20 protein-coding genes, 1 tRNA gene, 1 pseudogene and 1 riboswitch (1 of these 23 cut by a window edge) are annotated in these 22,949 nt (G+C 60.2%); of the genes and pseudogenes, 6 read left to right on the forward strand and 16 right to left on the reverse strand.

Annotation, left to right across the window (positions count from 1 at the left end; genetic code table 11):
• Nucleotides 1-432: the 5' end (the start) of a protein-methionine-sulfoxide reductase catalytic subunit MsrP gene (msrP, locus tag VOY09_RS03340; RefSeq protein WP_322892968.1), read on the reverse strand. It extends 468 nt beyond the left edge of the window; only the first 432 of its 900 coding nucleotides appear in the window; it begins with the start codon at nucleotides 430-432; its stop codon lies off the left edge, out of view.
• A 274-nt stretch (nucleotides 433-706) separates the two neighbouring features.
• Here msrP and VOY09_RS03345 point away from each other — a divergent pair, with 274 nt between their 5' ends.
• Nucleotides 707-1,183: a fasciclin domain-containing protein gene (locus VOY09_RS03345; protein WP_322892969.1), complete on the forward strand. Its 477-nt coding sequence runs from the start codon at nucleotides 707-709 to the stop codon at nucleotides 1,181-1,183.
• A gap of 130 nt (nucleotides 1,184-1,313) precedes the next feature.
• Here the strand turns inward: VOY09_RS03345 and clpB are convergent, their stop codons facing one another.
• Both clpB and VOY09_RS03355 read right to left on the reverse strand, forming a co-directional pair.
• Entirely contained in the window at nucleotides 1,314-3,926 is a 2,613-nt protein-coding gene (gene clpB, locus VOY09_RS03350; RefSeq protein WP_322892970.1) for an ATP-dependent chaperone ClpB, read from the reverse strand.
• Nucleotides 3,927-4,037: 111 nt separating this feature from the next.
• On the reverse strand, nucleotides 4,038-4,811 hold the full coding sequence (locus VOY09_RS03355; RefSeq protein WP_322892971.1) for a hypothetical protein: 774 nt from the start codon (nucleotides 4,809-4,811) through the stop codon (nucleotides 4,038-4,040).
• Nucleotides 4,812-4,927: 116 nt separating this feature from the next.
• On the opposite strand from VOY09_RS03355, the gene pyrF reads away from it, so the two are divergent.
• A complete protein-coding gene (pyrF, locus tag VOY09_RS03360) occupies nucleotides 4,928-5,644 on the forward strand; it encodes an orotidine-5'-phosphate decarboxylase (protein ID WP_322892972.1) in 717 nt (238 codons plus the stop codon).
• On the opposite strand, the gene VOY09_RS03365 is transcribed toward pyrF, so the two are convergent.
• The 3 genes from VOY09_RS03365 to VOY09_RS03375 are packed head-to-tail and all read right to left on the reverse strand — an operon-like array spanning nucleotide 5,634 to nucleotide 8,082.
• Nucleotides 5,634-5,906, reverse strand: coding sequence for a hypothetical protein (locus tag VOY09_RS03365; protein ID WP_322892973.1), 273 nt, complete (start codon nucleotides 5,904-5,906; stop codon nucleotides 5,634-5,636). The two genes, pyrF and VOY09_RS03365, sit on opposite strands and share 11 nt — an antisense overlap.
• A 1-nt stretch (nucleotide 5,907) precedes the next feature.
• Nucleotides 5,908-6,798 carry an SPFH domain-containing protein gene (locus VOY09_RS03370; protein ID WP_322892974.1) on the reverse strand — a complete coding sequence of 297 codons (891 nt, stop codon included), beginning with the start codon at nucleotides 6,796-6,798 and terminating at the stop codon, nucleotides 5,908-5,910.
• Between the two features lie 27 nt (nucleotides 6,799-6,825).
• Complete coding sequence (locus tag VOY09_RS03375) at nucleotides 6,826-8,082, reverse strand: D-amino acid dehydrogenase (protein ID WP_322892975.1); 1,257 nt, start codon at nucleotides 8,080-8,082, stop codon at nucleotides 6,826-6,828.
• Between the two features lie 33 nt (nucleotides 8,083-8,115).
• A riboswitch (glycine riboswitch) is annotated at nucleotides 8,116-8,209 on the reverse strand.
• A 208-nt stretch (nucleotides 8,210-8,417) separates the two neighbouring features.
• Between VOY09_RS03375 and VOY09_RS03380 the strand changes: the two genes are divergently transcribed.
• Nucleotides 8,418-9,671, forward strand: coding sequence for a DNA polymerase IV (locus VOY09_RS03380; RefSeq protein WP_322892976.1), 1,254 nt, complete (start codon nucleotides 8,418-8,420; stop codon nucleotides 9,669-9,671).
• A gap of 18 nt (nucleotides 9,672-9,689) precedes the next feature.
• Here the strand turns inward: VOY09_RS03380 and VOY09_RS03385 are convergent, their stop codons facing one another.
• Entirely contained in the window at nucleotides 9,690-10,553 is an 864-nt protein-coding gene (locus VOY09_RS03385; RefSeq protein WP_322892977.1) for an N-formylglutamate amidohydrolase, read from the reverse strand.
• Nucleotides 10,554-10,704: 151 nt separating this feature from the next.
• Here VOY09_RS03385 and VOY09_RS03390 point away from each other — a divergent pair.
• The 3 genes from VOY09_RS03390 to VOY09_RS03400 all read left to right on the forward strand — a co-directional run bounded on the left by VOY09_RS03390 (nucleotide 10,705) and on the right by VOY09_RS03400 (nucleotide 12,361).
• Nucleotides 10,705-10,779, forward strand: a tRNA-Val gene (locus VOY09_RS03390).
• A gap of 75 nt (nucleotides 10,780-10,854) precedes the next feature.
• Entirely contained in the window at nucleotides 10,855-10,980 is a 126-nt protein-coding gene (ykgO, locus tag VOY09_RS03395) for a type B 50S ribosomal protein L36 (protein WP_010141322.1), read from the forward strand.
• Between the two features lie 181 nt (nucleotides 10,981-11,161).
• Nucleotides 11,162-12,361, forward strand: coding sequence for a DVUA0089 family protein (locus VOY09_RS03400; RefSeq protein ID WP_322892978.1), 1,200 nt, complete (start codon nucleotides 11,162-11,164; stop codon nucleotides 12,359-12,361).
• 175 nt (nucleotides 12,362-12,536) lie between these two features.
• Here VOY09_RS03400 and VOY09_RS03405 read toward each other — a convergent pair whose 3' ends face one another.
• From VOY09_RS03405 to VOY09_RS03445, 9 genes and pseudogenes are all read right to left on the reverse strand, one after another.
• Nucleotides 12,537-14,003, reverse strand: coding sequence for a peptidoglycan-binding domain-containing protein (locus tag VOY09_RS03405; protein ID WP_322892979.1), 1,467 nt, complete (start codon nucleotides 14,001-14,003; stop codon nucleotides 12,537-12,539).
• Nucleotides 14,004-14,020: 17 nt separating this feature from the next.
• Nucleotides 14,021-15,220: a phenylacetate--CoA ligase family protein gene (locus VOY09_RS03410; RefSeq protein ID WP_322892980.1), complete on the reverse strand. Its 1,200-nt coding sequence runs from the start codon at nucleotides 15,218-15,220 to the stop codon at nucleotides 14,021-14,023.
• Nucleotides 15,221-15,332: 112 nt separating this feature from the next.
• Complete coding sequence (locus VOY09_RS03415) at nucleotides 15,333-16,154, reverse strand: ABC transporter ATP-binding protein (protein WP_322892981.1); 822 nt, start codon at nucleotides 16,152-16,154, stop codon at nucleotides 15,333-15,335.
• Between the two features lie 51 nt (nucleotides 16,155-16,205).
• Nucleotides 16,206-17,489, reverse strand: coding sequence for an ABC transporter substrate-binding protein (locus tag VOY09_RS03420; protein WP_322892982.1), 1,284 nt, complete (start codon nucleotides 17,487-17,489; stop codon nucleotides 16,206-16,208).
• Between the two features lie 59 nt (nucleotides 17,490-17,548).
• The gene (locus tag VOY09_RS03425) at nucleotides 17,549-18,625 is read right to left on the reverse strand and encodes a branched-chain amino acid ABC transporter permease (protein WP_322892983.1); all 1,077 of its coding nucleotides are present in this window, start codon (nucleotides 18,623-18,625) and stop codon (nucleotides 17,549-17,551) included.
• A gap of 77 nt (nucleotides 18,626-18,702) precedes the next feature.
• Nucleotides 18,703-19,701 carry a branched-chain amino acid ABC transporter permease gene (locus tag VOY09_RS03430; RefSeq protein WP_322892984.1) on the reverse strand — a complete coding sequence of 333 codons (999 nt, stop codon included), beginning with the start codon at nucleotides 19,699-19,701 and terminating at the stop codon, nucleotides 18,703-18,705.
• Nucleotides 19,691-19,888, reverse strand: a pseudogene (locus tag VOY09_RS18260) (hypothetical protein); the annotation flags it as partial. The pseudogene VOY09_RS18260 and the gene VOY09_RS03430, both read right to left, overlap by 11 nt.
• 286 nt (nucleotides 19,889-20,174) lie before the next feature.
• Complete coding sequence (locus VOY09_RS03440) at nucleotides 20,175-20,993, reverse strand: ABC transporter ATP-binding protein (RefSeq protein WP_416236728.1); 819 nt, start codon at nucleotides 20,991-20,993, stop codon at nucleotides 20,175-20,177.
• Nucleotides 20,990-22,945: an AMP-binding protein gene (locus VOY09_RS03445; RefSeq protein ID WP_322892986.1), complete on the reverse strand. Its 1,956-nt coding sequence runs from the start codon at nucleotides 22,943-22,945 to the stop codon at nucleotides 20,990-20,992. Before VOY09_RS03445 ends, VOY09_RS03440 begins: the two co-directional genes overlap by 4 nt.
• Nucleotides 22,946-22,949 lie beyond the last annotated feature (4 nt).

A 22,949-nucleotide genomic window follows, 5' to 3' on the forward strand; every position in this document is an offset into this window, starting at 1 on the left:
GGACTGAACGCCGACCTGACCCAGAATATCGGCCAGTTCGATCCCATTCCAAGGGATCACCATCGACCAGGCCTCGACACAGCGGAAACGGTAGATGCGTTCTTCGACCGTCAGCCCGGCCAGCAGATCACCCAAAGCATAGGTGCCGGGGCGGTCCACCAGACCATCCACAGTGATCGACCAGGGGGATGTCACAAGCTGATGGGCGTTGGCGGCAGGATCACTCTTGCCGGTGCCGAATTCAAAGAAATTGTTGTAGCTGGTGATTTCTTCCAGCGTATTGGGTTCCATGTTCGATTGCGCCTGCGCTCTGCCGACAAGGCCAATCGCCCCCAACCCGGCGGTACCCGCCAGAATCTGGCGACGGTTCAGATATTGCGCCTTGGGCGTCACATCCGCTTGCGTCAGGTCGTTCTTCCAGCGATAGGCCATTGCTCTCTCCTTTGGTCAGTTGTCTTTATATACGACAAAAACCGCGCAATGGTTTCTCACGTTGCTGCCAGCCTCTGAAATGTTGCAGTTTCCCACATCGTTTTCACATCATTTCACGGCAGAGTGATTTGAAATTCTGACGGTCGCAGGCTTAGTCCGCCCGCTTTTTTGGTCAAGCGCGCTCGGCGGGAATCCCCTCTGATCCAGGTGCAGAGCGAGACGTAAAAAGCGCGATGCCAAAGCAAAGGCATTATAAATGAAAGAGGAAATTACCATGCTACGCAGAACTTTCATCGCACTTGCTACGACAACCGCCATGTCGTCTGTCGCTTTCGCCGATAACCACGAGATGGATATCGTCGACACCGCCGTCGCCGCAGGCACATTCACCACGCTGGTCGCCGCTGTTGAAGCCGCCGGTCTGGTCGACACGCTGAAAAGCGAAGGCCCGTTCACCGTCTTCGCCCCAACTGACGAAGCTTTCGCAGCGCTGCCAGAAGGCACCGTTGAGGGCCTGCTGGAAGATCCAGAAGCCCTGGCCGCGATCCTGACCTACCACGTTGTGGCAGGTGCTGTGATGTCGACAGACCTGACAGATGGCATGACAGCGACAACCGTGAACGGCGCTGACATCACCATCGGCACCACAGACGGCGTGACTGTGAACGACGCCAATGTCGTGACAGCAGATATCGCAGCATCGAATGGCGTCATCCACGTCATCGACGCTGTGATCCTGCCCCCAATGTAATCTGTCCCCCTTTGGACAAGGCAAAGCCCCGGTCACTGACCGGGGCTTTGTTATTTATTGCGACCGGCCGTGGGTGTGGTTGGACCTGAAGCCTCCGGCGGGGATATTTAGGCTCGGAAGATGCGAAAGATCAGTGCAAGGGCAGGTTAGGCGGCGCGATCCGGCTGCTAGTGGCAACCCGGTCGCCCACGATCAGCCCGTCCGACCCCGCCGTGACCTTGACCACAGCACCATCCATGACATCACCGCTCAGGATCATCTCGGCCAGTTGGTCTTGCAAGGCGCGCTGGATCACCCGTTTCAGCGGGCGTGCGCCGAACACAGGATCATAGCCTTCATCCGCCAGCCATTGCAGCGCGGCCTGATCCAGATCGAGGTGGATATTCCGCCCCGCCAGCCGTTTTTCCAGCAAACCCAACTGGATCGTCACGATCCCGGTCATATCCTCCCGCGCCAGACGGTCAAAGATGATGGTCTCATCCAGACGGTTCAAGAATTCGGGACGGAAATGCCCGCGCACGGCCTCCATCACATCGCGTTTCGCGGCGCTGGAATCCACCCCATCGGGCAGTTGGCTCAGCGCCTGCGCGCCAAGGTTCGAGGTCAGGATGATCAGCGTCTGCTTGAAATCGACATGCCGGCCCTGCCCATCGGTCAGCACACCGTCATCCAACACTTGCAACAGCACGTTGAACACATCGGGATGGGCCTTCTCAACCTCATCAAACAGGATCACCTGATAGGGTCTGCGGCGGACAGCCTCGGTCAGCACGCCGCCCTCATCATAACCGACATAGCCCGGAGGCGCGCCGATCAGCCGTGACACCGCATGTTTTTCCATGAATTCGGACATATCGATCCGCACCATGGCGCTGTCATCATCGAACAGATATTCCGCCACCGCCTTGGTCAGTTCGGTTTTCCCGACACCGGTTGGCCCCAGAAACAGGAACGACCCCAGCGGGCGGTTCTCGTCATTCAACCCCGCCCGCGCGCGGCGCACAGCATTGGCCACGGCCCGCACGGCGGATTTCTGGCCAATCACGCGCTTGCCCAATTCCTCTTCCATGCGCAGCAGCTTATCGCGTTCACCTTCCAGCATCTTCGACATCGGGATGCCAGTCCAGCGTTCGACGACTTCGGCGATCTGTTCGGGGCGCACGGCCTCTTCGACCATCAGGTCGTCATTCGCCTCAACCTCGGCCAGTTTGCGTTCCAACTGCGGGATCACGCCATAGGACAGCTCCCCCGCCTTCGCCAGATTGCCTTCACGCTTGGCGATATCCAGATCGGCGCGCGCGCGGTCCAGCCGTTCCTTGACGCCGCGGGTGTCTTCCAGCTTGTCACGCTCGGCCTGCCATTTCACCGTCATTTCTGATGCGCGGTCCTGCACATCGGCGAGTTCCTTTTCCAGCTTTTCCAGCCGGTCCTTGGACGCCTTGTCGTCTTCTTTCTTCAACGCCTCCGCCTCGATCTGCAATTGCAGGATCTGCCGGTCGAGCGCGTCAAGTTCCTCTGGCTTGCTGTCCACTTCCATCCGCAACCGGCTGGCGGCCTCGTCCATCAGGTCGATGGCTTTATCCGGCAGGAAACGATCGGTGATATAGCGGTGCGAAAGCGTGGCGGCGGCAACCAAGGCGCTATCCGAAATCCGCACCCCATGGTGCAATTCGTATTTCTCCTTAATCCCCCGCAGAATGCTGATCGTGTCCACGACAGTCGGTTCCTCGACCAGCAAAGGCTGGAACCTGCGGGCCAGCGCTGCATCCTTTTCCACATATTTGCGGTATTCGGCCAAAGTTGTCGCACCGATACAATGCAACTCCCCCCGCGCCAGCGCAGGTTTGATCAGGTTCGCCGCATCCATCGCCCCGTCAGCCTTGCCCGCGCCGACCAGCGTGTGCATCTCGTCAATGAACAGGATGATTTCACCCGCAGCGGCTTCGATTTCTTTCAGAACCGCCTTCAGCCGTTCCTCAAACTCGCCGCGATATTTCGCACCGGCGATCAAGGCCCCCATATCCAGCGCCATCAGTTTCTTGTTGCGCAGGGATTCCGGCACATCGCCATTGACGATGCGCAGCGCGAGGCCTTCGGCAATCGCGGTTTTACCGACGCCAGGTTCCCCGATCAGCACCGGATTATTCTTGGTCCGGCGCGACAAAACCTGCATCGCGCGGCGGATTTCCTCGTCCCGGCCAATGATCGGGTCGATCTTGCCTTGCTCGGCAGCCTCGGTCAGATCGCGGGCATATTTCTTCAGCGCGTCAAAGCCATCTTCGGCGCTCGCACTATCGGCGGTGCGGCCTTTGCGCATGTCATTGATCGCGGCGTTCAGCGCCTGCGCTGTGACACCACCGGCATCCAGCGCATCCTTGGCCTTGGATTTCACCAGCGCGAGCGCAGTCAGCAGCCGTTCCACCGGCACAAAACTATCGCCTGCTTTCTTGGCGATCTTTTCAGCCTCATCCACCACCTTGGCGGTGATATTGTCGAGATAGACCTGTGCGGCATCGCCCGTGACCTGCGGCAGCTTGGCAAGGCTCGCGTTGACCGCAGCCAGCACATCGGCAGGGCGGCCACCGGCGCGGGTGATCAGATTGGCGGCCATGCCTTCGGCATCATCCATCAAGGCTTTCAGCAGATGTTCGGGGGCCAGTCTTTGGTGATTTTCGCGCATCGCGATCGTCTGGGCCGCTTGAATGAAACCGCGCGACCGTTCCGTGAACTTGGTCAAGTCCATGGGCATTCTCCTTTGCTAAAGCACCCATGCGGCGGGACGCCCGATAGACGGCACATCCCCAATGGGCCTTACACAAAAGATGGGCGCGCGCGCAGGCTGGTTCAAGACCTATCAGCGCGGTTTCGGCGTCAGCAAACGGGCCGGTCTGATCCGTTCTGCCGCGTCAAACAGGCTGAAGGTCTGGTTGACGTAATTGACCACGCCGGACAGCTTTTCCAGATAGGCGGACAATTCCGGCGTGCGCTCCGCCGCAACCAGATTGATGGGGCGGTCCGGGCCTTCACCTTCAAACTGGCAGTAGAACAGCGGCTCACCCCGGCGCAGGATCAGGGGCTTCGTCGGGTCATGCCATTCAAAGGCCCACATCAACGGGCGCGGCCAGATATGGATCGGGAACCGCCCGCCGAAAATCGTGCCGGGCAAAGGATCAGCGCGGTAATGCGCAAAGGTGCCGAGCTGGGTCAGATAGACAGGCTCATCCGCGATAAAGAGATAAGGCAGCGTTAATTGCACCGTGGGCCGGTCGGCAAAGCGCCATTCGGCCTCATTCACCAAGGTCAGCACCTGCACCAGCTTGTTCGCGCGCACCGGTGATAAAGCACCGGCAAGATTGACCAAGACGGCCTTGCCATTCTCGTCGCGTTTGAACCCGATATGCAGATCAAACGGGCATTTCACCACGAAATACCGGCTTTCCATCTGCACCACTGCCGGACAACGGGCCGCCGATTTCGCATGGGCGCTGCTGGCACCCCGCCGCCCCATCAGCCGTTCGGGTGGGTCATAAAGCACCGCAGCTTTGTCATCCTGTAGCAGCCAGCCAACGTTGATCGGGCCAGATTTCGGATCCGCAGGATCGCGGTCAAAGGTGACGGAAAACTGCATGCAACCTCGCAACTGAACGCAGCCATGATGCGGCGGCAAGGCCGGGCGGTCAATCCAAAGCCTTGCCTGACAGCGCGCCAGCCGTTACCAGCGCGCAACAGCAAAGGAATGCCAAAATGCCCGATGACCGCCTGATCGTTGCGATGGATCTGCCCAATGTCGTGGCCGGTCTGGAACTGGCAGCCGCCCTTGGCGACAGCGTCAGTTTCTACAAGATCGGTCTGGGCATGCTGACAGGCGGCGGTCTGGCCTTGGCCAATGAACTAAAGCAGGATCAGGGCAAGCGTATCTTCCTTGATATGAAACTCTTCGATATCGGCGCCACGGTCGAGGCGGCAGTGCGCGGCATCGCGCAATTCGATCTGGATTTCCTGACCGTGCATGGCGACCCGCATGTGGTGCGCGCAGCCCGCGAAGGGGCGGCAGGGTCGGATATGAAAATCCTCGCCGTGACAATCCTGACCTCGCTGGACCGCGATGATCTGGATGCCTCCTGCATGAAGGCAGGCGATCTGACCGATCTGGTGCAGGAACGCGCCGGGATCGCCTTGATGAACGGCGCAGATGGAGTGATTGCCTCACCGCAAGAGGCCGCCTTGATCCGCGCCCTGCCAGAATCCGCAGGCAAGCTGATCGTCACCCCCGGCGTGCGGCCTGTCGGCGCTGACCTCGGTGATCAGAAACGTGTCATGACCCCGGCACAAGCCATCGCCAATGGCGCAGATCACGTCGTCGTCGGTCGCCCGATCTGGCAAATGGCCGATCCGAAAGCCGCCGCCGAAAGTATCCTGCGCGAATTGTTATCCCCGCAGGCCACAGCCCCTAATCGTTGATATCGGTTTCCCAGACCTTGACCTGCCCTTTGCGCAGCGCAAAAAACCGGCGCATCGCCAGATAGGACAAAAGCGAGAGCACCGCAAAGATCACCAGCGTCAGCGCCAGCCCGATGCCAGACACGCCGATCAGGATCAACAATCCCATCAGCCCCGCACCGATGGCAAAGCCCAGAAAGATATAGCCGGGGATCAACACCTCTGCCGTCGCCAGCACCAAGGCGGCTGACATCCAGACCCACCATTCTGCCCACAATGTCATATCAGCGCCCTTTCAACATCTTGAACGCATCGGCAAAGGCATCCAGCGCATTGGCGGGCAAGACCACGGTCTGGTTCCCCTGCCCCGCGCCCATCTTGGATATCGCCTCGACCTGTTTCAGCGCGACCTGATATTGCGCGGCCTCCAGGCCATTCTCGGCAATCGCGACAGCCACAACCTGCGTCGCATAGGCCTCCGCATCCGCCAGCACGCGGCGCGCTTTCGCCTCTTGCTCTGCCGCATACAAATCGGCATCGGCCTGCAATTCGACCGACCGTTTCTTGCCTTCGGCCTCGGTCACCTGCGCGCGCCGCGCGCGTTCGGCGTTCAACTGCTGCAACATCGCAGCACGGGTCGCCTGATCAAGGTTCACATCCAGAATTTCAGCCCGCGTCACCTCGATCCCCCAATCATCGACCTGTTGGGCGACCTGTTCGCGCACCGCCTCGATCAACCGGCTGCGATTGGCCTGCACCTGATCCAGCTCCATCCGGCCAATCTCGGACCGGACGATCCCCGCAACAGTCGTCGCAATCGCCGCATCCACGTCGCGGATCCGGTAAACCGTCTTTTCCGGCTCGATGATCCGGTAGAATACCGAGGTTTCGACCTGCACCAATACGTTATCCGAGGTGATCGCATCCTGCGTCATCGGCGGCAACTGGCGTTCTAGCACCGACACTTTATGCCGGACCCGGTCCAGAAACGGCACGATAAAGTTGATGCCTGGCCCCAGCACCGATTGGAGACGGCCAAGACGTTCGACCACATATTTCTCGGACTGCGGCACGATCCGCACACCGGCCATGATGCAGATGATGATGAAAACAGCCAGCACGAAATATACGATATTGGCCCCGATCATCTCGGCGATAAATGGATCGGGGTTCATGAGTGTATCCTGTCTGTTGCTGCGACTTTACTTAAGCACAGGTGCCGCCGTTTGCAATTGCGCCGCCGCAGGGGCATTGCTGCGAAACCGCGCCATGACCGCCGCACCAATCGCATCCGCCGTGGCCGGGCTCAGCGTCCAGCCCAAATGGCCATGGCCGGTGTTATAAAACACACGGTCATTCTTGCCCGGCCCGACACGCGGCATCATATTGGGCATCATCGGGCGCAGCCCAGCCCAAGGCACGCAGTTTTCGGTCGACACATCGGGGAAATGCGTCTCGCACCACGCGATCAGCGGGCGCACGCGGCGTTCCAGAATATCGCGGTTTTCACCGTTGAACTCCGCTGTCCCTGCCACTCGCAGTCGGTCCTGCCCCAGACGCGACGTCACAATCTTCGCCTTGTCATCCAACAGCGATGTCGTCGGCGCCGCCGCCTGACTGGCCGCATCGTTCAGATTGACCGTGATGGAATAGCCTTTGACCGGATAGATATTGACGCGATCCCCCAGCTTGGCCGCGAATTTACGGCTGGCGACACCGGCGGAAATGACGATCCCGTCAAACCGCGCCTCATCCCCGCATTCGACATAAACCCCATCATCCTTGACATGCAGATCAGTGACCGGCGCCCCCAGACGAAACTGCACGCCCTTGGTTTTCAGCCATTCCGCCAGCCCCATGGTGAATTTGTGGATATCCCCGGTGCTGTCGCTTTCGGTCCAGAACCCGCCGATGATATCGCCGCGCAGGGTAGGTTCGCGCGCCAGCACCTCATCCACCGTCAATTCGCGACGGTCCAGCCCGCCTTCGCGCAACAGACCATTGACCATCCGGGCATGGCGCAGATCCTTGTCGGTCTTGTAGAAATGCAAAATCCCCGCCGGGCTGAAATCGAAATCCACACCGGACTTTTCCGCCATCTCGGCCAGCCCCGCACGGGCCGCAACGGCAAGCCGGGCAGTCTTGACCGTATTGGACTTGTAATTCGGGATATTGCCCAGAAATTCCATCATCCAGCTGACCTTGTGCCAGCCGGGGCGTGGGTTCACGAACAAGGGCGCATCGCCCTGCAACATCCATTTGATGCCTTTCAGCACCGTGGACCATTGGTTCCAGACCTCAGCGTTGGAGGCACTCAACTGCCCGCCATTGGCAAAGCTCGTCTCCATCCCGGCATAACGCTGACGGTCATAGACCGTCACGTCGAACCCGCGGATCATCAGGGAATAGGCAGTGGTGACGCCGGTAATCCCGGCACCGATAACAGCAATCGAAGGCATGGCTATACTCCGCCAATCAGGCGCTTGCGCGCGTTCGCCCCCGCCGTTGCTGTGCCTGAGAGATTCACCCATTTACGGGCTTGCTCCTTCGGCGGACCATTCAAGGCCACTCTTCGGCGTGTTGCACCCCAACCGGTCCTTTGTGCCTGAGAGTGACCGGGGCGGTTGCTCCTTCGGCGACGGACATCCGTTCTCTCCCGGATGGCGTGTTCTGGGGCACGGTTAGGCCAGAACCTGCGACCACGCAAACAAATTCCCGCATCGTCCGAGCGTAAATATCCCCGCCGGAGGCATAAAGTCTCTTTTTTGTGCACCCGCAGCGACTATGATGCGCCATGCCCGCATTATGCCGCGATTGCCTGACAACATTCGACAGCGAAACCCGCTGTCCGGCCTGCCGCTCACCCCGCGTGACGCGGCACCCGGAATTGTTCGACCTCTCCATCGCGCATATGGATTGCGACGCTTTCTATGCTTCGGTCGAAAAACGCGATAACCCCGACCTCGCCGATAAACCCGTGATCATCGGCGGCGGCAAACGCGGCGTGGTCTCCACCGCCTGCTATCTGGCGCGGATCAAAGGCGTGAAATCCGCCATGCCGATGTTTCAGGCCCTCAAACTCTGCCCAGAGGCGGTGGTGATCAAACCGCGCTTTGACGCCTATACCAAAGCATCCCGCGCGATCCGGGCGATGATGGATGAACTCACACCGCTGGTCGAACCCTTGTCACTGGACGAGGCGTTCATGGACCTGCGCGGCACCGCCAAATTGCATCACGCGCCACCTGCCGTCATGCTGGCGCGGCTGATCAAGCGGATGAAGGATGAGCTGGGCCTGACCGGTTCGATCGGCCTGTCGCATAACAAATTTCTGGCCAAGGTCGCCTCTGACCTCGAAAAACCGCGCGGCTTTTCGATCATCGGCAAGGCGGAAACGACAGAATTTCTGCGCCCCCGCTCGGTGCGGTTGATCTGGGGCATCGGCCCAGCGGCACAGGCGAGCCTCGAAGCCGCAGGCATCCGTACCTTCAACGATCTGCTGCGCTGGGACCGGCGCGATCTGCATGCGCGATTCGGCAATATGGGCGAAAGGCTCTATGCCTTGGCGCGGGGCGAGGACGCGCGCCGCATCACCGCCAATGCGCCGGTCAAGACCCTGTCCAATGAAACCACCTTTCACGAGGATACCAGCGATGCAGATATCCTTGACGGCCATCTGTGGCGGATGGCCGAAAAGGTCAGCGCGCGGGCCAAGGCGACGGACAAGGCCGGGCGCGTGGTGCAGCTGAAGCTGAAAACATCGGATTTCAGACTGATCTCCAAACGCCACAGCCTGCATCACCCGACGCAACTGGCCGATGTGATCTATCGCACCGCACGCGGGCTTTTTGATCAGGTGTCAGGGTCCGGGCCTTACCGGCTGTTGGGGGTCGGCATATCCGACATATCCCCCGCCGCCGGGGCCGACCGCAGCGGCGATCTGCTCGATCCCGATGCGGGCACGCGCGCCAAGGCGGAAAAGGCCGCCGATGCGATCCGCGAAAGATACGGCGCTGATGCAATCATCAAAGGCCGCGCCCTGCGGTAAGATGGAACCCGTTCCACCCTACTCCGCCGCCACCCGCAGCGGCGGCCCACGCCCGATATCGGCAAGCTGAACAATCACCCCCGCCAAAAGATCACGAAACGCGGTAAACTGCGCGCTCGGCTCCAGCGTCTTTTCATTCATGTAAAGCCCGCGATCAATCTCCACCTGCACCGCATGCTGTCCGCGCGACGGGCGCCCATATTGCTGCACAATATACGCCCCCGCAAAAGGCATGTTGCGCGCAACCTTCAGCCCCGCAGCCGTAAAAGCCGCCTCAATCTGATCCATCACCAGACCAGAGGCTGTCGCGCCAAACCGGTCCCCCAGCACGACATCAGGACGCCCCGCGCCGGGCGGGCCCATATTCTCCAGCGCCTCATGCGGCATGGAATGGCAATCGATCAGGATCGCCTCACCAAACTGCGTGATGCTCTGATCCAGCAGCATCTGCAATTGATCATGATAGGGCCGCCAGTATTGCGTCACCCGCTGATGCGCCTCGACCAAGGTCAGTTTACCACGGTAAATCTGCCGCCCGTTTGCCACGACACGGGGAATCACGCCCAGCCCGCTGGCGATCCGCGGATTATGCGCATTGCGCCGCGCCCCTTCGACCAAGGCAGGGTCCAATTCATCCGGCCCACGGTTCAGATCCAGAAAGGCACGCGGCGCGGTCGCACAGAGCAAAGGCGCGCCCTGCAACGGAACCGCCGCAAAAAGCTGATCCACAAAAGCATCCTCGGAAGACCGGATTTCGCGCGCATCCAGCACCGACCGGCGCAGAAACGACGCCGGATAATCGCGCCCGCTATGCGGCGAGGCGAAAACCACGCTGGTCGTGCGGGACAATGGCTGCGTCAGATGATAGGGAAATGTCAGCAAAACGGCTCCTTCACCGCCCAAGCTAGCGCATTTCATGAATTGAGCAAAAGCCCTTGATCCCGGTTCCGACTCCTTTTATAGACCGCACGACTGACGCGGTTCATGCCGCGTCCTATTTCTTTGTAGGACGCTCATGACACGCTGACGACATGGATGATTAGCTCAGCGGTAGAGCACTTCGTTGACATCGAAGGGGTCACTGGTTCGATCCCAGTATCGTCCACCATGATTTCACGGGCCATTCCGGCCTTAATGCAACCCAAGGCGCAATCCGCGCGCCGCGACATGAAGGACACGCACCATGAAGGTCCGTAACTCCCTCCGCTCGCTCAAGCAGCGCCATCGCGATTGCCGCGTCGTGCGCCGTAAGGGCCGCGTCTATGTGATCAACAAGACGCAACGCCGGTTCAAAGCCCGTCAGGGCTAAGACCTGCGAAAGCAGCAGATTGAAAAGGTCGCACCTCCGGGCGCGGCCTTTTTTCGTTCCGGATAACCGCCCGAGCAAAATGGTCAGGAATTTCCCATCTCGCCTCTAAGACGACTGGTCAGGGGTGCGACAATCGGTCTAACCTCGCGCCAGACAAACGACCCTGGCAAAGGATGATGCGATGACCAGAACAACGATCATGAAAACAACAGCGATCTGCGGCGCTCTGCTTGGCTTTGCCGCGCCCGCGCTGGCGCAGGTCACCTGCGGTGGTGCCGGAACCGGCGGGCAATGGATCGGCGGGGATGAGGCGACATCAGACATCGCCACCGCTGATACCTATCGCGAACAGATGGCATTGGTGCTGGGCGGCAATGATTACGTCGCCCTTTTCACGCTGAGCGAGGCGACAGATATCCGCGTCGAAGCCGCCGGGCGCGGCGCGGGCGATCCGATGATTGACCTGTTGGATGAAGATGGCGGCATCATCCTGTCGGATGATGATTCGGGCGGCAATGCCGCATCACGTGCCGAAACCAATCTGGAACCGGGCAGCTATTGTCTGGCGATGCGCAGCTATGATGGCGGCCCGATGACCGCCTTCGTGCGGATCGGGCGGCAGGAACATGACCCGCTGACCGATGGCATCATGGATGATGCAGAACCCGCCGTCACCGGCAGCTGCGCCGATGCCACCCCGATGGGCCCCTTGGGCAGTGATGTCAGTGGCAGCGCCGCTGAAACGCCTTATTGGAGCTTCACCCTGGACGAGCCGACCCCGGTCACGATCACGGCGGTCAACGAATCAGCCGATCCGGTGATCACGCTTTACGATACCGCTGAAAACTATCTTGGCGAAAACGACGATTACGACGGTTTCAATTCCCGGCTCGACATGGCGACGCCACTGGAGGCCGGGACCTATTGCCTGAATGTCCGCGCGCTGTCGGATGATACTTTGCCGATCACCCTGAACGTCAGCCCCTATGACGCCCAGGCCGCGATGCTGGACATCTACGCCCGTGGCGAAGCCGCCCCACCGCTGGACGGCAGCGTGCCGGTCACCGATCTGGGTCTGATCAACACAAGGCTGCGGCAGGATGTGACCTCCAGCACAGATGTGGATTGGTTCACCGTGCAGGTCGATTCCTCCAGCCTCTTGCTGATCGAGGCGATCGGCAACGGCAATGTCGATCCCTGGCTGATCGTCTATGACGATCTGGGCCGCGAGATTGGTCAGAACGACGATTACGGCGGATCGCTCGACAGCCTGCTCGCCGCACGGGTGCAGCCCGGCGATTACCTGATCGGTGTGCGGCAATATGGCGACGGGCAGGGCCTGATCCGGCTGGTCATCGAACGCTTCGTGCCTGCGCAATAAGTCGGGCACCTGCCGCGATTGGATGGCGCAGTACCCCGCAGAAAGGCCTTCATTCTGCGGGGTATTGCAACCCGTTTCCAGATCAGTGAAATTTGCCCTAATAGCTTGATAGTAAAGGAGATATCAGGATGTTGCCAATTGGCAATTTTCTCATCCTGCGTGCTGCCGGACAGCCCTAGCGCCCGAAAGCATCCGCCAGCAACCGGGCCAGCGTCGGCTGATCCAGATAGCCGGTCGCTGGCATGCTGCGCTCTGACTGATATCGCCCGATGGCGCGTCTTGTATCATCGTCAAAGCGGCCATCGACGGACCCCGGATCAAACCCCATCTGCGACAACCGGCTTTCGATCAGCCGCCCCATCACCGGGTTGATGTTCAGCGCCTCCTCCTGGTTGCGCGCCTGATTATCGTCCACCGTCGGCGTCAGTTCGCGGTTCGCCTCTTGCGCAAAAATCCCCTCGGGATAGCGGTTCAGATAGGCGCGATAGCCCGCCTGCGTGCCGCGCGCGCCGGTTTCTTCCCAATAGGCGCGGTCAAGCCGTTCCGCCTCGGCCTGTGCGGCGGCATCGGCCACGTCAATCTCGGCCTGTCGGCGGCTCGCCTGCGCATCGATCCGGTTGATCTGTTCCGCCGTCAGATAGGATGTCTGTTCAAAACCATTGATCTGTTGCCAGTTGCGGACAGCCCGGCGCGTGCCTTGCCCGAAAATTCCGTCCACGCCGCGCGTGTCATAGTCAAGCAAGGTCAGATTGCCCTGAATGACACGGCGCTGGTCGCGGGTCAGGCCCAGCATCGCCTCGGCCTGTTCCGCCAGACGGACCGGATCATTCTCGATCTGGTCCAGACGGCGGCGCGCCTCGGCTGCATAGGGGCTGCCCGGATGACCCAGCAGAAACACACGATACGCATCGACGGTATTGGCCGCCTGCGCATCCTGCCAGAATGACAGCGACGGATCATTGGCCTGCGTCGGCTCCACCACGACAGAGCGGTCGGTCTGCATCACCAGAGAACGCGGCTGATAGCCCGCGATCTGCACCGCGCGGGTGTTGCGCGCAAATGCCATCACATCGCCGCCCTGCACGGCAATCGCATCGGTCATGATGTTGTCAGCCACATTGGGCGGGCCGGAAAACACGGTCACGCCTTGCGGAATGTCCAGATCGCCCAAGCCCTGCCGCAGATAGGGATCGATCTGGCTGGTATCGCTGGCATCCAGCCCCAGCACCAGCACCGCACGGCCGGGGGCCTGCCCCAGCACGGCCAGCACAGAGTCGATGCTCACCGCATTTTCCAGCGCGAACAGGCCCGCTTCTGCCGGTGCATCCGTTGCCAGCAACCATGTCCGCCGCCCATCGGTGACAAAACGGCCCGACAGGCCGACGACCATCCGTTCCGCGCCCCCGGCATCACCGGCCAGCGCATCCAGCAAGCGGCGCATATCCTGCCCGCCACCATTTTCCAGCGAACTGACGCGATACCCCGCATCCCGCAGGGCGCTGATGCCCACGACAACATCGGTCCCCCCCGCGACACGGCGGAACTCCTGATAGCGGTCCACCCCCATCAGCAAGGCCAGATCATCCGCGAAAAGCGGTGACGCCAGAACGGCAAAGACGGCGGAAAGGGTCAGTCGGCGCATGATGCGATATCCTTCAGTCAGGTTTCATAGGTCCGGCGATCCTCGATCACCAGACCGTCGCGCGGCAGGGTGCCGGGGGCGACACAGGTCACTTCGCCTTTCAGCTTCAGCACATCCACGACGATGACGGCGATGGCCTCCGCCACAAGCCCTTCGCCTTCGACATGGACCTGCATCACATCGGCATCGCCCTGCCGGTCCGCAATCACCCGCGCACGCAAAGCGCCCGGCACTTTCGCGACCAAAGCGGCGACCTGTTCGGGGCGCACGAACATGCCTTTGATCTTGGTGGTCTGATCGGCCCGGCCCATCCAGCCTTTGATACGGATATTGGTCCGGCCACAGGGGCTGGTGCCCGACAACACCGCGCTCAGATCGCCGGTGGCAAAGCGGATCAGCGGGTAATCCGGGTTCAGCGATGTCACCACGACCTCACCCACCTCACCATCGGCAACAGGATCGCCGGTGCCGGGGGTGACGATTTCGACGATCACGCCTTCATCGACGATCATGCCTTCGCCCGGCGCGGACTCGAAGGCGATATGCCCCAGATCGGCGGTGGCATAGCATTGCAGACAGGTGATCCCGCGATCTGCATAATACTGGCGCAATTGCGGGAAAAGCGCGCCACCCGACACAGCCGCCTTGGTGATCGCCAAGGTCACACCCATCTCATCCGCCTTTTCCAGCAGGACCTTGAGGTAGTCGGGCGTCCCCGCATAGGCGGTCGTGCCAATATCTACCGCCGCACGAACCTGCAATTCCGTCTGCCCGGTGCCTGCAGGCAAGACTGCCGCACCGACAGCCCGCGCCCCGTTTTCAAACATCGTGCCCGCAGGGGTCAGGTGATAGCCAAAACAGTTCTGCACGATATCGCCCGCGCCGATCCCGCAGGCATGCAGGAACCGGCCAAAGCGCCACCAATCATGCGATGACCCGCCCGGTTCATAGATCGGGCCGGGCGATTGGAACACATGGGTCAGGTTTGACACATGCAGCCCGCCAAAGGGTGGCTTGGACTTTTGCCACCCCCCCAGACCGGATTTGCGCAAGACCGGAAACAGCGTCAGATCAGCCAGCGAAGTGATGACCACATCCGGCAGGCAGGCATCCGGCATCGCGCGGACCAAAGCGATCTGCGCGCGCAACGCATCCAGTTGGGCGGCCTGCCGTGCCGCCGGACTGCGGGTTTCAAGATCATCAAAAAACGGGCTCATCATCTTCTCCTGTTCACATCCATGCAGCGACGTGAACAGGAACAGACCTGACCCTGCACGCGCTGCTATTCAATAACGGTCTATCAAGCGGCGCGCATAACTGTGTGACAACTCACGCCAGCCAGCGTTTGCGCCGCCGGTAACTGCGCACATCGCGGAACGATCTGCGGCCTTCATCCGACATGCCCAGATAGAATTCCTTCACATCCGGATTCTCGCGCAGCTCTGCCGCAGGCCCTTCCATCACGACACGGCCACTTTCAAGGATATAACCCTGATGCGCGAACCGCAGCGCGACATTGGTATTCTGTTCAGCGAGCAGAAAGGCGACACCTTCCTTTTCATTGAGGTTCTTCACAATGGTGAAAATCTCTTCCACCAGCTGCGGCGCCAGACCCATCGACGGCTCATCCAGCAGGATCGTCTCGGGTCGCGACATCAGCGCGCGACCAATCGCGCACATCTGCTGTTCCCCGCCCGAGGTATAACCCGCCTGACTTTTGCGCCGTTCTTTCAGACGCGGGAAATAGGTATAGACCATCTCCAGATCCGCTGCGACCGCCGCACCGCCGTCACGGCGGGTATAGGCACCCGTCAGCAGATTTTCCTCAATCGTCAGATGTTCAAAACAATGGCGACCCTCCATCACCTGCACGACACCTTTTTTGACGAGCGCTTCGGGCGACAGATGCTGCACCCGTTCACCGCGATAGATGATCGACCCTTTCGTCACCTCGCCGCGTTCGGAATGCAGCAGATTGGAAATCGCTTTCAGCGTCGTCGTCTTGCCCGCGCCATTGCCCCCCAAAAGCGCGGTGATGCCGCCTTTCGGCACTTTCAGCGACACGCCTTTGAGCACAAGAATGACGTGATTATAGATCACTTCGATATTATTGACCTCGAGCAAGGTCTCTGGCTGGGCTGTGTCTTGCATCCTAAACCTCCGGGAAATCGGACGGCCCGAAGGCCGCCCGCGTTGGGTTGGTTACAGGCAACCGGGGGTGATCCCGCTTTCCGCGGCAAAGGCAGCGGAATCTTCAGCCACCAAAGGCGCGATGACAGCGGCATCGGGCGAAATGAACCCAGTCAGCGGTTCCCAGACACCTGTCGATGCATTCCACTGCTGCACCAGACCCTGACCCGCGCCGCCATGGTTCTGGCAGGTCACGGCAAATTCCGGCCCGATCCCTTCCATACCCAGTTCGGCCATCCGCGCCTCGGTGATTTCCAGCGCCTCCATGCCGTCACGCACCATCGCCGCCGTCACATCAGCCACACCGTGGATTTCCTGCGCCTTGGCAATCGCTTCGGCGGCCAGCATCGCCGCATACATGCCGCGCACATAAAGGACCGATCCCAGATGCGACCCGTCACCGGCAGCATCGCCCGCATCATGCACCAGCGTGCTGATCTCGCTCAGCACCGGATAATCGGCCACCGGGTTCATGTTCAGCGATTTGTAACCATTCGCCGCCATCCCGGCAGGGGCCACATCATGTTCGGCACCGGCCCACCAATTGCCGATGAAATTCTCCATCGGGAAACCGATATTGGCGGCTTCCTGTACCGCGACCTGATTCATCACGCCCCAGCCCCACATGATCACATAATCGGGGCGTTCCCGGCGGATCTGCAACCATTGGGATGTCTGCTCTTGGCCGGGGGGATCAATGGCCAGCTGCGTCAGGGTAAACCCATGCATCGCCGACAGGTCTTCCAAGGTGCGGATCGGTTCCTTGCCATAAGCGGAATTGTGATAGACCAGCGCGATCTTCTTGCCATCCAGCGACCCGCCGTTTTCATCCAGCAGATAATTGATCGCGACCGAAGCCGCATCCCAGTAATTGGCAGGATAGTTGAACACCCAGTTGAACACCTCGCCATTCACGGCGGATGTCCGGCCATAGCCCATCGTGTGCAGCGGAATGCCATCCGCCGCAGCCTTGGGGATCAGCTGATAGGTGATGCCGGTGGACAAAGGTTGATAGATCAACGCGCCTTCGCCCTTCGTGGCCTCATAACATTCCACACCGCGTTCGGTATTATAGGCGGTTTCGCATTCGATCACGCGCACCGGCTCGCCACCGATGCCGCCATCGCGGGCGTTGAGCAGTTTGAAATAATCCTGATAGCCATCCGAAAACGGCGCGCCACCCGCCGCATAGGGGCCGGTGCGATAGCTCAGATCAGGGATGACCAGATCGGCCAAGGCGGGTGCTGCGGCCATGGTCCCCGCAAGGGCCATCGCAGCCAGTGTCTTCATCTTCATCGGTGTCTCCTCCCAATGGTTAAGATATGATGTGCCGGGGTGTGCCCCGATCCGTGTTTTTAATAAGGGAAAGGCCAAAGGCGCAGTTTCTCTTTCGCCAGCCGCCATAATTGCGCCAGCCCATGCGGTTCCTTGATCAGAAAAAACATGATCAGCCCGCCCACGATCACCAGTTGCAGATGCGCGACCAGATCGGTGGGCCAGCCCAGCACATCGACGCCAACCACCTTCAGCGCGACCGGCAGCAACACCAGAAACGCCGCCCCGGCAAAGCTGCCAAACAGCGACCCCAGCCCGCCGATGATGATCATGAACAGCACCAGAAATGATTTCTGGATGCCAAAGGCCTCACCCACCTCGACAGCCCCCAGATAGACGGCAAAGAACAAAGCCCCTGAAATGCCGATAAAGAACGACGATACCGCAAAGGCGGTCAGCTTGGCCTTGAGAGGATTGACCCCGATAATCTCGGCCGCGATATCCATATCCCGGATCGCCATCCAGGACCGGCCAATCGTGCCGCGCGTCAGATTGCGGGCGATCAGCGCACAGATGGTCAGGAATACCAGACAGATCATATATTGCGCCCAGGGTGCCGTATTCGGCCCGGTCACCGCGACCCCTGCGACAAAGCGTTCGGGCGCATTGATCTGGCCAGAGGCGGAATAATTGTAAAACCAGCTGACCTTGTTGAACATCCAGACAAGGAAAAACTGCGCCGCCAAAGTCGCGACCGCCAGATAGAACCCTTTGATCCGCAGGCTCGGCAGGCCAAAAGCCGCGCCCACCGCCGCCGTGATCCCGCCTGCCAGAATGATATGGATGACAATCGACACATCCGGAAAAGACGTCATCAGCTTGTAGCAAGCATAGGCGCCCACCGCCATGAACCCGCCGGTGCCAAGGCTGACCTGCCCGCAATAGCCGGTCAGAATATTCAACCCGATGGCCGCAATCGCATAGATCAGAAACGGCACCAAGATTGCATTCGCCCAATAGGCATTGACGAAAAACGGCACCACGCAAAAGGCGACAACCAAAACCACCCAGAACCGCCAGCGATCAAAGGCAATCGGAAAGGTCTGACTATCCGCCTGATAGGACGTCTTGAAATCGCCCGCCTCACGATAGAGCATGACAGCCTCCTTTCGCATCGTCCGAGCCTAAATATCCCCGCCGGAGGCCTAAAAGTTCTTTTGAAACGACCGATCCGTCACACACGTTCGATGATCCTTTCGCCAAACAGCCCCTGCGGGCGGAACACCAGAAAGATCAGCGCCAGCATATAGGCGAACCAGTTTTCGGTCGCGCCCCCCAGAAACGGCGCGCCGATGGTGTACTCAAACAGCTTTTCGCCGACCCCGATGATCATCCCACCAACAATCGCGCCGGGGATCGAGGTGAACCCACCCAGCATCAGGACCGGCAAAGCCTTCAGCGCGATCAGCGACAGCGAAAACTGCACGCCGGACTTGGCCCCCCACATCACCCCCGCGACCAGCGCCACGATCCCCGCCAGCGACCAGACCAGCACCCAGATGTAGCTCAGCGATATCCCCACGCTCAGCGCCGCCTGATGGTCATCCGCCACCGCCCGCATCGCGCGGCCCTGTTTGGTATATTGCGCAAAGGCAACCAGCCCCGCGACCAGCACCAGCGCCACCAGGCTCGCGACCATATCCAGCTTGTCGATGAAGAAACCATAGAAATCATCGCCGCCCAGACCGCTGGTCAGGTCCTCGACCCAGAGAGCGCCGCCCTGCGGCAGGCCCAGCGCGATGGTGCGGATGCCCGACCCCCACATCAGATCGCCGACACCTTCCAGAAAATAGGCCAGCCCGATGGTCGCCATGAACAGGATGATCGGTTCCTGCCCGACCAGATGGCGAAAGACAAAATATTGCACCGCCCAGGCAAAGCCGATCATCACCAGCACGGTCAGGAAAATCGCCAGCACCGCCGGCACCTGCCAGCCGAAACTATGGATCGAGGTGCCGAAAATTGCGTTAATCAGATGCGCAAAAGGCACCTGCCCTTCCATGATCCCGACCAGCGTCAGCGCCGCAAACAGCGCCATCACCCCTTGGGCAAAGTTGAAAATGCCCGAGGCCTTGAAGATCAGCACGAAGCCCAGCGCCACCAGCGCATAAAGCACCCCGGCCATCAGCCCGTTGATGACGACCTCGATGCCATAAAGAAATTCAGCCGACATAAGCGCCTCCGCAGCCCCGGACCTGCGCCGGGGCCTCGTGCTTGTGGGTGGGGTGGAGGTCCCGGAACAGGTCCGGGACTGCGTTGCGGTTACTCATGCGCACATCATCAGCCGTGCCGTCGCCGATCTTGCGTCCGTCATCCATCACCACGCCCAGATCATGTGCGATCAGCGCATTCATCGTGCCGACATAAGCCCCCCCGCAGCCCCGGACTTGCTCCGGGGCCTCGTGCCAATGGGTGGGGTGGAGGTCCCGGAACAGGTCCGGGACTGCGTTGCGGTTACTCATGCGCAGCTCATCGGGCGTGCCGTCGCCGATCTTGCGTCCGTCGTCCGCCACCACGCCCAGATCATGTGCGATCAGCGCATTCATGGTGCCGACAAAAGCACCCCCGCAGCCCCGGACTTGCTCCGGGGCCTCGTGCCTGTGGGTGGGGTGGAGGTCCCGGAACAGGTCCGGGACTGCGTTGTGTTTACTCATGCGCCACCCCCAGATAGGCATCAATCACCTCTTGGTTATTGCGCACCTCATCGGGCGTGCCGTCGCCGATCTTGCGCCCGTAATCCATCACCACCACACGGTCCGACAGATCCATCACCACGCCCATGTCATGTTCAATCAGCGCAATGGTGGTGCCGAATTCATCATTCACATCCAGAATAAAGCGGCTCATATCCTCTTTCTCCTCGACATTCATGCCCGCCATCGGCTCGTCCAGCAGCAACAGCTTGGGCTCCGCCGCCAAAGCACGCGCCAGCTCGACCCGCTTTTTCAACCCATAAGGCAGACGGCCCACCGGCGTCTTGCGGATGGCCTGAATTTCCAGGAAATCGATGACTTTCTCGACAATCTCACGGTTCGCAACCTCTTCGCGCTCGGCCCGGCCTTTCCAGACCATCTGCGCCAGCAGGCCCGTGTTCATATGGGTCAGCCTGCCGGTCATGATATTGTCCAGCACGCTCATCCCCTCGAACAAGGCGATGTTCTGAAACGTGCGCGCGATGCCCAGACTGGCCACCTGATAGGGTTTCATCGGCTTGCGCTTTTCGCCGCGAAACCAGACCTCGCCATCTTGCGGATGATAAAACCCCGAAATGACGTTCAGCATCGATGATTTCCCCGCGCCATTGGGGCCAATGATCGCGCGGATTTCGCCCTCGCGGATATCAAAGGAGATATTCTTGATCGCCTCGACCCCGCCGAACCGCAGGGTGATGCCGCGCATATCCATCAAGACGCCACCGATCTGGCGGCCATCTGCGGTGATGTATGGTTCTGTATCTGCCATCATTCCGCTGCCACCTGATGTTCCGCCGCCACCACGGCATCACACAGCGCAAGTGTCGCGGTGATCTTGCCCTTGCGCCCGTCTTCATAGGTCACTTCGGTTTCGGTGTAGATCTCTGCCGCGCCGCTATAGAGCGCGGTGATCAGATCATGAAACTTCTCTTCCACGATCCGGCGGCGGACCTTGCGGGTGCGGGTCATCTCGCCATCATCGGCGTCCAGTTCCTTGTGCAGCACCAGAAACCGATGGACCTGACAGCCCGCCAGCATCGGATCGGCGGCAACGGATTCATTGACCGCCGTCACATGGCCCAGGATCATGTCCAGCACGCGGCTGTGCTGCGACAATTCCTGATAGCTGGAATAGGCGATATTATTGCGCTCCGCCCAATTGCCCACAGCTGTCAGGTCGATATTGATAAAGGCCGTGCAATAATCGCGCCCCGCGCCGAACACGACGGCTTCCAGAATATTGGGATAGAATTTCAGCTTGTTTTCGACATATTTGGGCGCGAACAACCGCCCATCCGCCATCTTGCCGACATCCTTGGCGCGGTCAATGATCCGCAGATGGCCGCTGCCTTCCTCGATAAACCCCGCATCGCCCGTCGCGACCCAGCCTTCGGCATCCTTGGTCGATGCCGTGCTTTCGGGGTTCTTGTAATATTCCACGAATACACCGGGCGAGCGATAGAACACCTCACCATTCTCGGCGATCCGCAGTTCAACGCCGGGGCTGGGGACACCCACCGTGTCTGACCGCACTTCCCCATCAGGTTGCTGGGTGATGAACACCGTCGCCTCGGTCTGGCCGTAAAGCTGTTTGAGATTGATGCCCAGCGCCCGATAGAAATCAAAAATCTCCGGCCCAATCGCCTCACCCGCCGTATATCCGACACGGACGCGGCTGAGGCCCAGCGTATTCTTCAGCGGCCCGATCACCAGCAATTTCGCCAGATGATAATTCAGCCGGTCAAACAGCCCGACGTTCTTGCCATCCAGCAACAAAGGCCCGACACGCCGCCCGACGGCCATATAATGGTGAAACAGCCATTTCTTGAACCGCCCGGCATCTTCCATCCGGATCATCACATTGGTCAGCTGCTGTTCGAACACCCGCGGCGGGGCAAAGAAATAGGTCGGCCCGATCTCGCGCAGGTCCAACTGCATCGTATCAGCACTTTCCGGGCAATTGACGCAGAACCCCGTCCACATCGCCTGCCCGATGGAAAAGATGAAATCACCGACCCAGGCCATCGGCAGATAGGCCAGCACCTCATCCTGCGGGCGCAGATGGTCGAATTCGGCGGAATTTTTCGACGTCTCAATCACATTGCGGTTCGACAGCACCACGCCTTTGGGCCGCCCGGTGGTGCCCGATGTATAAAGCATCACACAGGTATCGTCATAGGTCCGCGCAGCAGAACGCGCATTGACCTGATCGATCAATCCCGATGCGCGGCCCGCCTTTTGCACATCAGCATAGCTGGTCATCGCCGCATGATCATATTTGCGCAGCCCGCGCCCATCCAGATAGATCACATGCTCCAGCGCTGTCAGCCCGTCGCGCACATCGGCGATCTTGTCGACCTGTTCCTGATCGCCGACCACGGCAAAGCGCGCGCCGCAATGATCCAAAGCATAGGCAATCTCTTCCGCCGCAGCCTCGGCATAAAGCGGCACAGGAATGCAGCCGATCCGTTGCGCCGCGACCATCGCCCAATAAAGCGCGGGGCGGTTGCGCCCCGATACCGCGATATGATCACCCACCGCCGCACCCAGCGTCAAAAGCCCCATCGCCAGCGCATCAATCTGCTCTGCCGCCTCGACCCAGGTCCAGCTTTGCCAGATCCCGAATTCCTTCTCACGATAGGCCGCTTTCGCACCGTGCCGGGCCACGTTGCGGGCCAGCAGATCAGGAACAGTGACAGCGCCGCCGTCAGCGGGTGCAAGCATCTTG

This window comes from Yoonia sp. 67-2, from assembly GCF_035117555.1.
Taxonomy (GTDB): domain Bacteria; phylum Pseudomonadota; class Alphaproteobacteria; order Rhodobacterales; family Rhodobacteraceae; genus Yoonia.